Source organism: Flavobacterium sp. GT3R68, from assembly GCF_007109225.1.
Lineage (GTDB): Bacteria > Bacteroidota > Bacteroidia > Flavobacteriales > Flavobacteriaceae > Flavobacterium.
In genome coordinates, this window is record NZ_VJZK01000001.1 from 696,082 (window position 1) to 709,238 (window position 13,157).

The 13,157-nt window shown below is 39.3% G+C and carries 13 protein-coding genes; all 13 read right to left on the reverse strand.

Going from position 1 to position 13,157, the window contains the following annotated elements; translation table 11 throughout:
- Window positions 1–299: 299 nt before the first annotated feature.
- Window positions 300–1,016, reverse strand: a complete 717-nt coding sequence (locus tag FNW07_RS02955) for a DsbA family protein (RefSeq protein WP_126744655.1) — start codon at window positions 1,014–1,016, stop codon at window positions 300–302.
- Window positions 1,017–1,164: 148 nt separating this feature from the next.
- On the reverse strand, window positions 1,165–2,535 hold the full coding sequence (locus FNW07_RS02960) for an NADH-quinone oxidoreductase subunit N (protein ID WP_126744656.1): 1,371 nt from the start codon (window positions 2,533–2,535) through the stop codon (window positions 1,165–1,167).
- A 12-nt stretch (window positions 2,536–2,547) separates the two neighbouring features.
- The gene (locus FNW07_RS02965) at window positions 2,548–3,990 is read right to left on the reverse strand and encodes a NuoM family protein (protein WP_126744657.1); all 1,443 of its coding nucleotides are present in this window, start codon (window positions 3,988–3,990) and stop codon (window positions 2,548–2,550) included.
- A 9-nt stretch (window positions 3,991–3,999) separates the two neighbouring features.
- The gene (gene nuoL / locus FNW07_RS02970; RefSeq protein WP_126744658.1) at window positions 4,000–5,886 is read right to left on the reverse strand and encodes an NADH-quinone oxidoreductase subunit L; all 1,887 of its coding nucleotides are present in this window, start codon (window positions 5,884–5,886) and stop codon (window positions 4,000–4,002) included.
- Window positions 5,887–5,892: 6 nt separating this feature from the next.
- On the reverse strand, window positions 5,893–6,213 hold the full coding sequence (gene nuoK / locus FNW07_RS02975) for an NADH-quinone oxidoreductase subunit NuoK (RefSeq protein ID WP_126744659.1): 321 nt from the start codon (window positions 6,211–6,213) through the stop codon (window positions 5,893–5,895).
- Window position 6,214: 1 nt separating this feature from the next.
- Window positions 6,215–6,727 (reverse strand): NADH-quinone oxidoreductase subunit J, encoded by a 513-nt coding sequence (locus FNW07_RS02980; RefSeq protein ID WP_126744660.1) that lies wholly within the window; start codon window positions 6,725–6,727, stop codon window positions 6,215–6,217.
- On the reverse strand, window positions 6,727–7,284 hold the full coding sequence (locus tag FNW07_RS02985) for an NADH-quinone oxidoreductase subunit I (RefSeq protein ID WP_126744661.1): 558 nt from the start codon (window positions 7,282–7,284) through the stop codon (window positions 6,727–6,729). The genes FNW07_RS02980 and FNW07_RS02985 overlap by 1 nt, the downstream gene beginning before the upstream one ends.
- A 171-nt stretch (window positions 7,285–7,455) precedes the next feature.
- On the reverse strand, window positions 7,456–8,508 hold the full coding sequence (nuoH, locus tag FNW07_RS02990; protein WP_126744662.1) for an NADH-quinone oxidoreductase subunit NuoH: 1,053 nt from the start codon (window positions 8,506–8,508) through the stop codon (window positions 7,456–7,458).
- Complete coding sequence (locus FNW07_RS02995; protein ID WP_126744663.1) at window positions 8,508–9,551, reverse strand: 2Fe-2S iron-sulfur cluster-binding protein; 1,044 nt, start codon at window positions 9,549–9,551, stop codon at window positions 8,508–8,510. Before FNW07_RS02995 ends, nuoH begins: the two co-directional genes overlap by 1 nt.
- A gap of 76 nt (window positions 9,552–9,627) precedes the next feature.
- The gene (locus tag FNW07_RS03000; protein ID WP_126744664.1) at window positions 9,628–10,002 is read right to left on the reverse strand and encodes a four helix bundle protein; all 375 of its coding nucleotides are present in this window, start codon (window positions 10,000–10,002) and stop codon (window positions 9,628–9,630) included.
- 20 nt (window positions 10,003–10,022) lie between these two features.
- The gene (gene nuoF / locus FNW07_RS03005; RefSeq protein ID WP_126744665.1) at window positions 10,023–11,378 is read right to left on the reverse strand and encodes an NADH-quinone oxidoreductase subunit NuoF; all 1,356 of its coding nucleotides are present in this window, start codon (window positions 11,376–11,378) and stop codon (window positions 10,023–10,025) included.
- A gap of 1 nt (window position 11,379) precedes the next feature.
- The gene (locus FNW07_RS03010) at window positions 11,380–11,910 is read right to left on the reverse strand and encodes an NAD(P)H-dependent oxidoreductase subunit E (protein WP_126744666.1); all 531 of its coding nucleotides are present in this window, start codon (window positions 11,908–11,910) and stop codon (window positions 11,380–11,382) included.
- 3 nt (window positions 11,911–11,913) lie between these two features.
- On the reverse strand, window positions 11,914–13,152 hold the full coding sequence (locus tag FNW07_RS03015) for an NADH-quinone oxidoreductase subunit D (protein WP_126744667.1): 1,239 nt from the start codon (window positions 13,150–13,152) through the stop codon (window positions 11,914–11,916).
- Window positions 13,153–13,157 lie beyond the last annotated feature (5 nt).

The window sequence follows — 13,157 nt, forward strand, 5'->3', positions numbered from 1 at the left end:
TAAATATGCTGTAATGTATCTAAAAATAAGGGTTTTTAAGTATTTATTGTAATGTTTTTGGTTGTTTAGTAAAATGGAGGAATCGAGGGGTTTCAATTCCGGCTCCGGGTACGTAAAAAACCTCTTCGAAAGAAGGGGTTTTTTCTATTTAAACTGGTTTAGTTTTAAACCATTTTTTGAAGCTATATCCTGCACCCGAGGCTGAAGGCCGAACTGGCGAAGCAATCCGCTTTATTTTTTATTTTTTAAAGAAAAAAATAAAAGGATGCCGCTTTTATCAGGGCTAGTCCAGCACTGATTTAATCACATGCATTGATATCACAACTATTGGCTGGGGAGTCTTTCAATAGCGTCACTTCTGAATCAAATTTCCCTTCTTCCCATACTTTTTCAAGAGTTTTCACAAAAGTCTCCACGTGTTGTGCTCCGGAAATGGCATATTTATTGTCAAAAACAAAAAAGGGAACACCCTGTACTCCTAGGGCGTTTGCTTCTTCGATGTCTTGTTTCACTTCGTTCGCGTAAGCTTCAGAATGAAGAACTTGCTCAATTGCTTCGGTTTCAAGTCCGACTTGCTGTCCAAGTTTGATTAACGTTATTACATCATTGATGTCTTTACCATCGGTTAAATACGCTTTAAATAATTGTTCTTCCAATTCATTCTGTAGGTTATGCTTTTTTGCCAGGTGCAACAGACGGTGTGCATCGAAAGAGTTGGCAAGAACTGCTTTTTCAAAATGAAAGTCTAACCCTGAATTTTTTGCGTTCTGAGTCATATTTGCTACCATTTCTTTGGCCCAAGCGGTATCTTTTTGATATTTTTTTGCTAAATGATCGATAGTGTTGTCGTCTGGTGATGCGATAAAATTGGCATCCAGCTGAAAGCTTTTCCATTCGATCTCGACGGCATCCTTATGTTCAAAAAGCGACAGAGCACCCTCAATTCTTCTTTTTCCAATATAACAATAAGGACACATGACATCGGACCAGATTTGTATTTTTAATTTATTTTCCATAAAACTTATTATTTGTATATACAAATGTAGTCAATTCCTTTTGCAGCTGATTTGACTTTAGGTTTTTATTAGGAATCGCCATAGAGTTATAGGAAATAAAAAATCCATCAAAATTGCTCTTAATGGATTTTCTATAAGTTGTATAATTTTATCCCAATATGTTCATTACCAGGGAAGGGAACAGACCTATAATAATATTTAATAGTATCGATACTACACCTACCGCATAAAATACAAACGGTGTTTTTTGGGTTTCTTCATTTGGTTCTTTGGTATACATTGCCAAAATCAGTTTGAAATAGTAGCCAATACTGATGATGGAATTAATCACCGCAGCAATAACGACTACCAGATAACCGGCTTCAATGGTCTGGCTGAACAATATGAATTTTGCAAAAAATCCGGAGAAAATCGGAATTCCACCCATCGAGAGCAAAGCGGCAGTAAGTACGGCAGCTAAAACCGGGTTCGTTTTTCCAAGTCCGTTGAAATTGAAAATTTCTTCGTTGTCTTTATTTTTACAAACATATAAAATCACGCTGAACGCAGCAATTCCGGACAATGAATAGGCAGACGCATAATATAATAAGCTACTGGATGACGTGCTGATGCTCAATAATGCCATCAACATAAATCCGGCATGTGAGATTCCGGAGAAAGCCAACATACGTTTCACATTGCTTTGTCTCAGGGCCATAATATTCCCAACAGTCATCGAGGCAATAGAAATGACTACAATGATGATTTCGAAACGATACGTAATATCCGCATTCATGGCTGTCAGTAACTTGTATAATGTCGCGATAGCCACAACTTTAGCCAACGTACTCATTACCGTGGTAATCAAAGTTGGAGAACCTTGGTATACATCCGGTGCCCAGAAATGAAATGGAACTGCAGCCACTTTAAACAACATTCCGATAGTAACCAATACAATTCCGATAAAGAACCAACTCGGTAATTCAGCCGATCTTGATAATTCACTAATTTCTGCCACGTCAAAAGTTCCCATCGCCCCGTAAATCAAACAGATACCGAATAATATGATTCCGGAAGCAAACGAACCCATCAGGAAATATTTCATTCCCGCCTCATTACTTTTAAGACTCAATCGGTTGCTTGCCGCCAAGATATATAAGGAAATAGACAACACTTCAATGCCCAGGAAGAACATTGAAAGGTTCCCGAACGATACCATGGCTACGGCTCCGGATAGTAAAAATACTTTTATGGCAATGAAATCAGAGATTTTGGTCTGATGATTTTCATAAACATCATGACTCAAAGCCACTAAAAATATGGTCAATACGATGAATAAACTCGAGAATGCCACTGAGAATTTGCTGACAACAATCATGTTGTTGTAATAGTTCGCAGGGGTATTAAATTCGGATATGTTCAGACCCAAAACGGCCAACAGTCCGATGATGGTAATCGGAACCAATGCTTTTCTCAGATTTAAAATTTCAAATAAAAGGCATAAAACACCTAATCCTGTTATAGCTATTAATGTATTCATTTTTTATTTGACTTAGTTAAATCGGTTTATTTGTAATAAGATGTTTTCAAGACTTGGCGTAATCATATCGATAATCGGTTTTGGATACATCCCAAAGAAGAACAAAACGGCAATGATAATTACCAATGACAATCCTTCATTGAAAGTTACATCCTTGAATATTTTAGCGTTTGTTTCTCCCAGCATCACATGCTGGAACATTTTCAACATATAATAGGCTCCGAAAATAATGGTGGTTCCTCCCAAAATCGCAAACCAGATGTTGATTTGGGAAAGACTGTACAATACGGTAAATTCCCCAATAAAGTTGAACGTAGATGGTAGTGCCACAGATGCCAAAACCAGAATCATGAACATGGACGTGAATTTTGGGGATTGGCTACGGATACCACCCATTTCCGAAATGGAGTTGGTTTCGTATCTTCTGAAGATTATTTCAGCTGCAAAAAACAATCCTACGATAACGAAACCGTGGGCAATCATTTGTAAAACCGCTCCTCGCAATCCGTCCAATGTTAATGTATAAGAACCCGCTGCAATTAATCCAACGTGCGCTAAAGAAGAATAGGCTAATAGTTTCTTAAGATCCTTTTGTCTCAAGGCTACGATAGAACCATAGATGACACCAGCAATTCCCAATCCGATGAAAATGTACATGTATTCTTTAGCCGCTAAAGGCGCAATAGGCAGCTGCCAACGAAGAACGCTATACAATCCCATTTTCAACATGATACCGGATAACAGCATGGTTCCGACTGTTGGGGCTTTTTGGTATACGGTTGCCTGCCAGGTATGGAAAGGAATCAATGGAATCTTGATTGCATACGCTAGGAAGAAAGCGAGGAATATCCAGAATTGTTCCGTTGAGGATAACATCAATCGGGTCAAATCACCCACTAAAAAGCTTCCGGATTTGTTGTATAAATAAGCAAAGGCCACTAACATGAATAAAGAACCGGCAAGTGTGTAAATAAAGAATTTTAACACGGCTTTTTTCCGTTCTTCGGCATCCCCGTTACCCCAAAGCAATGCGATGAAGTATATTGGAATCAATGCCAATTCCCAGAAAATATAATATAAAAACCCATCCGCAGCAAGGAATGTACCCGCCATGGCAAATGTCATGAATAGGATTAATGCATAGAAATTCTTGGCGTTTTTATAGGTATTTCCAAATGAGGAATAGATTATAATCGGTGTCAAGGCCGTGGTCAGTAATAACATGGCCAAAGCAAGTCCGTCCACTTGTAATGCAAAAAAGATTCGGGGTTTACTGATCCAAAGTCGGATAAATCCGATCTCATGTCCTGAATTGTATTGGCTCAGCAAACATAAGGAACCTCCCAAAGCAATTAGGCTAAAGAACAAAGCTACTTTTGGAGCCCATTTATCGCCTGAGAAATAAGTGGCGAAAGCGCCAGCTAAAAGTAGAATTAATATATAAGTTACATCCATTATGTAAAATTATTGTGCTATAAATAAACAGGTTAATATTGCGCAAACTCCTAAAACAAAGGCGAAAAGATACAGTCCGATATTTCCGCTCTGTAATGTCTTTCCTTGTGTCCCGATAGCGTTGGTTACCTTTGCAAATCCGAAAACAAAGGCTGATAAAGCGGTTTCCACATAATCCCTGAAGAATCTGGATAGCGCATTAACAGGTTTTACAAATAGGAATTCATAAGCTTCATCCACATAATATTTGTTGTATAAAACTTTGGAGAAACCGGTAATTTCACTGTCTTCGTTAGGAACTTGAGCCTGCTTGATATATTTGGTGTATGCTATCCCGATTCCGAGCAGACCGCCCACAACGGCAATGGCCATCAGCATGTATTCGGTAGTACCGAAAGCATGTGCTTCATGGATTTCTTCCGGTAAAATCGGAGCTAAATAATGGTTCAGCCAACTGTTGCCCGGTAAACTGATCAATCCGCCCACGGCCGCTAAAATAGCCAATACGATTAAGGGGAAAGTGATTAAACCTGGGCTTTCATGCAAATGATGTTTTTGTTCTTCGGTTCCTCTGAATTCCTTGAAGAACGTAAGATATAACAAACGGAACATATAAAAAGCAGTCATGATTGAAGCAATCGAAGCGATAACCCAAAGCACTTTATTGTGTTCAAAGGCGACCAATAAAATTTCATCTTTCGAGAAGAATCCTGAAAAAGGAGGGATACCTGATATAGCCAATGACGCGATCAGGAATGTGATAAAGGTAATTTTCATTACGTTTTTCAGCCCACCCATTCTGCGCATATCCTGTTCTCCGTACAAGGCATGAATAACCGAACCCGAACCCAGGAACAGGCATGCTTTGAAAAAGGCATGCGTGATAACGTGAAAAACGGCTACTTCATAAGCTCCTAATCCTAAGGCCAGGAACATTAATCCCAATTGTGAAACGGTAGAGTAGGCCAATACTTTCTTGATGTCATTTTGAACTAGTCCAATAGTAGCAGCTACCAAAGCGGTAACGGCTCCAACAATCGCAATGATATTCTGGATTTGCGGTGCCAGTTCAAACAGGAAATTCAAACGGGTAATCATAAAGATACCTGCGGTAACCATCGTTGCCGCGTGGATTAATGCTGAAACCGGTGTAGGTCCCGCCATTGCATCCGGCAACCACGTGTATAATGGAATCTGAGCCGATTTTCCGGAAGCACCGATGAATAAAGCTAAGGCTGCCAAAGCAATCCAAACTGTATTTCCACGGCTGGTTCCGCCAAGAATCGTTTCTTTAAGCTCCATAAAATCTAAGGTAGAGAACAAATAACCCACGATAAAGATTCCGATAAGGAAACCCAAATCCCCGATTCTGTTCATGATGAAAGCCTTTTTTGCCGCATCATTGAAATCCTGGTTTTTGTACCAGAAACCAATCAATAGATAGGAACAAAGACCAACACCTTCCCAACCAATGAACATCACCAATAAATTGCTTCCCATTACCAACGTAATCATGAAGAAAATAAACAGGTTTAAGTATGCAAAAAAGGAATGCATTTTCTCGTCATCGTGCATGTAACTGATGGAATACATATGGATCAACGCTCCAATTCCTGTTACAAAAAGCAACCAAAGCAAGGAAAGCTGGTCCAAAAGGAATCCGAAATTGATTTTGAAGCTTTTCAAGGAAATCCATTCAAATAAATTGATGGCTATCGGCTGTCCTGTTTGGTTGATTTGCATGAAAAAATACAATGTCACCGCAAAAGAAACCACCACTGAAAGTGTCCCTACGATCCCGACAATACTTTTGCCTGCTTTTTTACCTAAAAAAACATTAAATAAAAATCCTAAAAAAGGAGCTGCTACTAATACTAAAGCTAAACTTGTATCCATTGAAGATTATCCTTTTAAGTTTTTTAAATTATCGATATCAATCGAACCTAAATTTCTATAAATCGAAACCAGAATTGCCAATCCAACAGCTACTTCGGCGGCGGCCACAGCCATCGAAAAGAATACGAATACTTGTCCCTGAGCATCCTGATGATAGGTTGAAAATGCCACGAATAAAAGATTTACGGCATTCAGCATGATTTCAATTGACATAAAAACGATAATGGCATTGCGTCGGTATAAAACTCCAAATACGCCAATACTGAAGAGTATTACCGCCAGGAAGATATAATTTTCGATACCAATTTGATTCAAAATATTATTCATATTATTTGGCTGATTTTTCTTTTTTAGACAATAAAACCGTTCCGATCATCGCAACCAAAAGTAATATGGAAGCATATTCGAAAGGCACCATATATTCGTTGAGCAAGACTCTACCCAATACTTTTATCGATTGGTAATCTTCACCGGTCGTGATGTATTCTCCAACAATAGGTTTGGAGTTGATAAAAATGGCAATTAAAACCATACAAGTCAGACAGAATACCACCACGGCTCCCAAACGGGTTACACGCGGTTTATGCACTTCATCCTCTTTGTTGAGGTTCATCAACATAATGGTGAACAGGAACAGAATCATAATCGCACCCGAATACACAATCACGTGAACAATGGCAAGAAACTGGGAATTCAGTAATAGGTAATGTCCGGCGATGGAGAAAAAACAAATTACCAGGTAAATGGCACTATGAATCGGATTTCGGGTAAAGATGGTCAAAAATGCCGTTGACAAAGTTATGGCAGCTAAAACACAAAATATAATAAGTATAATCGACATTAGTTAACGTTTTTAAGTTGGGCATTCGCTTGAGCATTTTTCATTGCTTCATCCAAAGGCATGACTAATTTATCTTTTCCGAAAATAAAATCTTCTCTTTCATAACTAGAAGGAACCAGTTCTTTGGAAGTTGTCAGGTAAATGGCATCTTTCGGACACGCTTCCTCACACAATCCACAGAAAATACAACGCAGCATATTGATTTCATATATTGTCGCATATTTTTCTTCACGATATAGCAATTCTTCGCCTTTCTGGCGTTCCCCGGCTTTCATCGTGATGGCTTCTGCCGGACAGGAAAGTGCACACAAACCACAGGCGGTACAGTTTTCACGTCCCAGTTCGTCACGCTTCAACTGGTGCTGACCGCGGTACACCGGACTCATTTCCCGAACCTGTTCCGGGTACTGAATCGTCACTTTTCTGCGGAACAAGTGTTTAATCGTAATAATCAAACCTTTGATAATCGCAATCAGATACATTCTTTCCAAAAAGGTCATCTCCTTGTTAGAGACTTGCTTCTTTCTTCCCGATAAGGATATGTTTTCTATCGACATTTTATTTTTATTTTTTATTTGAAGCTATTCCTGCTTTCCGTTTCAATCTTTTATCCTGATTTGTTTCAGGATCCTGAAACAAGTCCAGTATAAAAGGATTTCCACTGCTATCAGGGCTAAGGCATTTCTATATATTTAGTCCTAATATTTCCCCTTCGGGGGTTAGGGGGCTTATAATCCTAAATAGGCTGCTATTTCTCCTCTCAAAATTACGATTCCGGTAATCATAATATTGACAATCGACAACGGAATCAATATTCTCCATCCCAAATGCATCAATTGGTCGTAACGGAATCTTGGAATTGTCCATCTCACCCACATATAGAAGAAAATAAACGCGCAAATTTTGATAAACAACACTACAATCCCTAAAATATTCGCCGGATTGACACCTACGTTTTCCACCATCCATTCCATTCCCGGATAATTGTAACCTCCAAAGAACAATACCGCTAAAATCGTAGAAGAGATAAACATATTCGCATATTCAGCAAATAAATAAAATCCCATTTTCATCGATGAATATTCGGTGTGGTATCCACCAATCAATTCGCTTTCACATTCCGCTAAATCGAATGGCGTCCTGTTTGTTTCGGCGAAAGCGCAAATCAAGAAGATCAAAAACGACAACGGCTGATAAAATACATTCCAGTTCATCCCGGATTGTTGTAACGATATTTCTCTCAGACTCAAGGTTCCGGTCATCATCAACAAGGCGATTATCGAAAGTCCCATAGCCACTTCATACGAAACCATTTGCGAAGCGGCACGAACCGCTCCCATCAAAGAAAATTTATTATTCGAGGCCCAGCCACCAATCATGATACCGTATACTCCAACGGAAATTACACCGAAGATGTACAATAAGGCCACATCAATATCGGTTGCCTGTAAGATGACGTCCCTGCCAAAAACATGCAGTTTGTCCCCCCAGGGAATCACGGCACTCGTCATTAAAGCGGTACTCATGGCGATAATCGGACCTAGGAAAAACAGGAATCTATTAGGAGTGTTGGGCTCAAATTCTTCTTTCGAGAATAATTTTAGTCCATCGGCAAGCGGCTGTAATAATCCACCCCAACCTGCACGGTTTGGCCCTTGTCTATCTTGTAGAAAAGCTGCTACTTTACGTTCAGCCCACGTCGAATACATAGCCATAATCATTGTAATCGCGAAAACTACGGTGATAATGATACTTTTTTCTATAATAATTGTACTGTCCATTAAAGATTCCCTTTTTTAAATTCTTCTTCTTCTTGTTTACTCAATGGAACAGCAGGCATACTTATTTTTTTACGATCTTGCTCCCTACCTTTCAAAATACCTGTTTCAGTAGCGATATGAACTGTTTCTAATTTTTTCTCGTATTTGTTTTGGTTGATAACCGAATCCTTTTCGAAAATTCTCGGTCCTTCAATAACCCAGTGTGATGGGTCTTTGTGGTCAAAACGACAACCGTTACAGATAAATTCTTCTACTTCATGGTATTCATCTTTTCTTCCGGTAACCCTTTGTATCTCATCACCAAACATCCACACGGTCGTTTTTCCGCAACATTTATCGCAATCGCGGTGTGCATTATACGGTTTGTTAAACCAAACTCTCGATTTGAAACGGAACGTTTTGTCAGTTAACGCACCCACAGGGCAAACGTCAATCATATTTCCGGAGAATTCATTATCGATGGCTTTGGAAATACAAGTTGAAATATTCGAATGATCTCCTCTGTCCATCACGCCATGAACGCGATTGTCAGTCAATTGATCGGCTACCATCACACAACGGTAACACAGAATACAACGATTCATGTGCAACTGGATGTTAGGGCCAATATCTTCCGGTTCGAATGTTCTTTTTTCTTCGATGAAACGGGTTTTGGATTTTCCGTGTTCAAAACTTAAATTCTGTAAATCACATTCACCGGCCTGATCACAAATCGGACAGTCCAATGGGTGATTGATCAGTAAAAATTCTGTTACCGACTGTCTTGCTTCTTCAACTCTTGGGGAGGATTTACTGTTCACTTCCATTCCGTCCATACATCCTGTCACGCAGGAAGCCATCAGTTTTGGCATCGGTCTTGGATCGGCTTCGCTTCCTTTGGAAACTTCCACCAAACAACAACGACATTTCCCACCGCTACCTTCTAATTTAGAATAATAGCACATGGCTGGTGGTACGGATTCGCCTCCAATTTTTCTGGCGGCTTGCAAGATGGTGGTTCCTGCTTCAACTTCAATTTCCTGACCGTCTATGGTTACTTTCATTTATTAAGTCTTAATGTCTTAATGTCTTAACGTCTTAATGTCATTTATGCCGGGCCCTTCGACATGACTTTTGACTTTATGACTTTTGACTATCATTTAAATATTTTATAAATCCACTTATCAACTTTGAAATGTTTGAAACATCCTCAAATAACTCTTCAAATTCTAATTTTGAAATATAGTTTAAATCCAGTGCTAAGTACAACTGAGATCTTACTTCACCTGCTGATGCTTTTGCAATGTATAAGAAATAAACAAATTCTATATCTGTACTCCTTTCAAATCCTTCTGCAATATTCGAAGAAATTGAAATTGATGCTCTTCTTATCTGTCTTGTTAAATCAAAATCTTTTTTAAAAGTTTGATTTTCTGTTATTTCGTAAATCCTCTTATTAAACAATCTTGCTTTTTGCCAAGAATTAATTTCTTCGAATGAATTGAATTTCCCCAATTTATAATCCGCTAAGACTTTTAGACATTCGACATTATGACTTTAGAAAAAGGTTCCGCCACAAAGTGATCTCTGTTTTTTATTTTTTCCGGGAAACGGACATGGTATTCAAATTCGTCCCTGAAATGACGAATTGCTGCTGCTACCGGCCATGCTGCTGCATCACCAAGCGGACAAATCGTATTACCTTCAATTTTACTCTGAATGCTCCATAACAAATCGATATCTTCTTCACGGCCGTGACCGTTTTCAATTCGGTGCAATACTTTTTCCAACCAACCGGTTCCTTCGCGGCAAGGCGAACATTGGCCACAGCTTTCATGGTGGTAAAATCTTGAAAAATTCCAGGTATTTCTAACAATACAGGACGTATCGTTATACACTATAAAACCGCCAGAACCCAACATCGATCCGGATGCAAATCCACCATCGCTTAAAGATTCATACGACATCAATCGGTCTTCTCCGGCTGCCGTTTTGTAGATTAAATGAGCAGGTAAAATTGGCACAGAACTTCCTCCCGGTACAAATGCTTTTAAAGGTCGCTCTGAACTCATTCCGCCTAAATACTCATCGGAATTCATAAATTCATAAACCGATAAACCCAATTCAATTTCATAAACGCCCGGATTTTTGATGTGTCCTGATGCTGAAATTAATTTGGTTCCGGTAGAACGTCCAATTCCAATTCGGGCATAATCCGCACCTGAATTATTTACAATCCACGGCACAGCGGCAATGGTTTCCACATTGTTTACTACCGTAGGATTTGCCCAAAGTCCCGAAACTGCCGGAAATGGCGGCTTGATTCTTGGGTTTCCTCTTTTTCCTTCCAGAGATTCAATTAATGCGGTTTCTTCACCACAAATGTAAGCTCCGGCACCAATTTGGACATATAATTCCAAATCAAAACCCGAACCTAAAATATTTTTTCCTAAAAAACCAGCAGCTTTCGCTTCGGCAATAGCTCTTTCTAAAATTTTGTAAATCCACATATATTCTCCACGAATATAGATGTACGATAAATTGGCGCCCAAAGCATAACTGGAAGTAATCATTCCCTCGATCAATAAGTGAGGAATGAATTCCATCAGATAACGGTCTTTAAAAGTTCCTGGCTCTGATTCGTCGGCATTGCAAACCAAATGTCTTGGTTTTCCTGATTTTTTATCAATAAAACTCCATTTCATTCCTGCCGGAAATCCAGCGCCACCACGACCTCTGAGTCCGGAAGTTTTTACTTCTTCCACCACTTCATCGGGTGTCATTGTTTTCATGGCTTTTTCCACTGAAGCATAACCTCCGTTTTGACGGTATACTTCATAGGTTCTGATTCCCGGAACATTTATTTTGTCTAATAATATTTTTTTTGACATCTTATTTATCGTGTAATATTATTTTATTGTCTTTACAATCAGCGATTAACTGGTCGATTTTTTCTTCCGTCAGATGTTCCTGATAAAAGTCACCCAACTGCATCATCGGGGCATAACCACAAGCGCCTAAACATTCAACACCACGTACTTCAAACATACCGTCTGGGGTTGGTTCGCCTACTTTTACGCCTAATTTGTTACAGGTGTAATCCATTAAATTCTCCACTCCATTCAGACAACATGGGGAAGTCTGGCAAAATTCGAACATGTATTTACCAATTGGTCTTTGATTGTACATAGAGTAAAAAGAAGCTACTTCATATACTTCAATCGGTTTGATCTGAAGAATTTCAGCAACTCTGTCCATTAGTTCAATGCTCAACCAGTTGTCGTGAGCATCCTGAACTTCATGTAAAACCGGTAATAAGGCTGATTTTCTTTTATCGGAAGGATAATGACTGATTAATTCATTGATGCGAGTCATCAAAGCGTCAGTAATATTTATGTTTTGTGTTTGATTTGTGTGTTCCATAATTTATGCGTCTAATTCTCCCGCAATTACATTTAAACTTGACAATATTACGATGGCATCAGAAAGTAATGCACCTTGGATCATTTCCGGATAGGCTTGATAATAAATAAAACAAGGTCTGCGGAAATGCAGTCGGTAAGGAGTACGGCTTCCGTCAGTAACCAAGTAAAAACCAAGTTCCCCGTTTCCACCTTCCACTGCATGGTAAATTTCTGCTACCGGAACCGGAACTTCACCCATTACAATTTTGAAATGGTAAATCAAGGATTCCATGGTCGTGTACACGTCTTCTTTTGGAGGAAGGTAATAATCCGGAACTTCAGCGTGATAGTCGTTTCCTTCCGGCATTTTTGCTAACGCTTGTTTGATGATGCTCAGACTTTCCCATACTTCGGCATTTCTTACGCAGAAACGATCATAAGTATCACCTGATTTTCCGACAGGAACCACAAAGTCAAAATCTTCATAAGAACTGTACGGGTGTGCGACACGAACGTCATAATCTACTCCTGCAGCACGCAGGTTTGGACCTGTAAATCCGTATGAAATTGCTTTTTCAGCAGAAATCGGGCCTACATTAACGGTGCGGTCAATAAATATTCTATTTCTTTCGAACAGGTTTTCGAATTCTTTCCAGGCAATCGGAAATTCTTCTAAAAACACATCTAATTTTCTAAATGCCTCCGGTGACCAATCTCTTTCGAAACCACCGATTCTTCCCATGTTGGTAGTCAGACGGGCTCCGCAGATTTCTTCATAGATCTCATAAACTTTTTCACGGAATTGGAAAACATATAAAAATCCGGTATAGGCTCCGGTATCCACACCAAGAATCGAATTACAGATCAAGTGGTCGGTAATACGAGCCAGTTCCATTACGATTACCCTTAAATATTGCGCTCTTTTTGGAACTTCAACACCTAATAATTTCTCCAATGTCATCCACCATCCCATATTGTTTATAGGAGAGGAGCAGTAGTTCATTCGGTCGGTAAGGGGAGTAATCTGGTAAAAAGGACGGTTCTCCGCAATTTTTTCAAAGGCGCGGTGAATGTAGCCAATGGTTGGTTCGGCCTCTAAAATTCTTTCCCCATCCATTAAAAGGATGTTCTGAAAGATTCCGTGCGTTGCCGGGTGTGTAGGGCCTAAATTCAGAACAGAAAGCTCGCTTCCTTCATCATTCATCCTCTTTTTTATAATTTCAGCATATCGATGCTCCGGTGGTAATAATAGTTCTGACATTTATA

Excerpts from the sequence above, each read along its gene's own strand:
- FNW07_RS02955 (WP_126744655.1), bottom strand. The coding sequence starts at position 1,016 with ATGGAAAATAAATTAAAAATACAAATCTGGTCCGATGTCATGTGTCCT.
- FNW07_RS02960 (WP_126744656.1), bottom strand. The coding sequence starts at position 2,535 with ATGAATACATTAATAGCTATAACAGGATTAGGTGTTTTATGCCTTTTA.
- FNW07_RS02965 (WP_126744657.1), bottom strand. The coding sequence starts at position 3,990 with ATGGATGTAACTTATATATTAATTCTACTTTTAGCTGGCGCTTTCGCC.
- nuoL (WP_126744658.1), bottom strand. The coding sequence starts at position 5,886 with ATGGATACAAGTTTAGCTTTAGTATTAGTAGCAGCTCCTTTTTTAGGA.
- nuoK (WP_126744659.1), bottom strand. The coding sequence starts at position 6,213 with ATGAATAATATTTTGAATCAAATTGGTATCGAAAATTATATCTTCCTG.
- FNW07_RS02980 (WP_126744660.1), bottom strand. The coding sequence starts at position 6,727 with ATGTCGATTATACTTATTATATTTTGTGTTTTAGCTGCCATAACTTTG.
- FNW07_RS02985 (WP_126744661.1), bottom strand. The coding sequence starts at position 7,284 with ATGTCGATAGAAAACATATCCTTATCGGGAAGAAAGAAGCAAGTCTCT.
- nuoH (WP_126744662.1), bottom strand. The coding sequence starts at position 8,508 with ATGGACAGTACAATTATTATAGAAAAAAGTATCATTATCACCGTAGTT.
- FNW07_RS02995 (WP_126744663.1), bottom strand. The coding sequence starts at position 9,551 with ATGAAAGTAACCATAGACGGTCAGGAAATTGAAGTTGAAGCAGGAACC.
- nuoF (WP_126744665.1), bottom strand. The coding sequence starts at position 11,378 with ATGTCAAAAAAAATATTATTAGACAAAATAAATGTTCCGGGAATCAGA.
- FNW07_RS03010 (WP_126744666.1), bottom strand. The coding sequence starts at position 11,910 with ATGGAACACACAAATCAAACACAAAACATAAATATTACTGACGCTTTG.
- FNW07_RS03015 (WP_126744667.1), bottom strand. The coding sequence starts at position 13,152 with ATGTCAGAACTATTATTACCACCGGAGCATCGATATGCTGAAATTATA.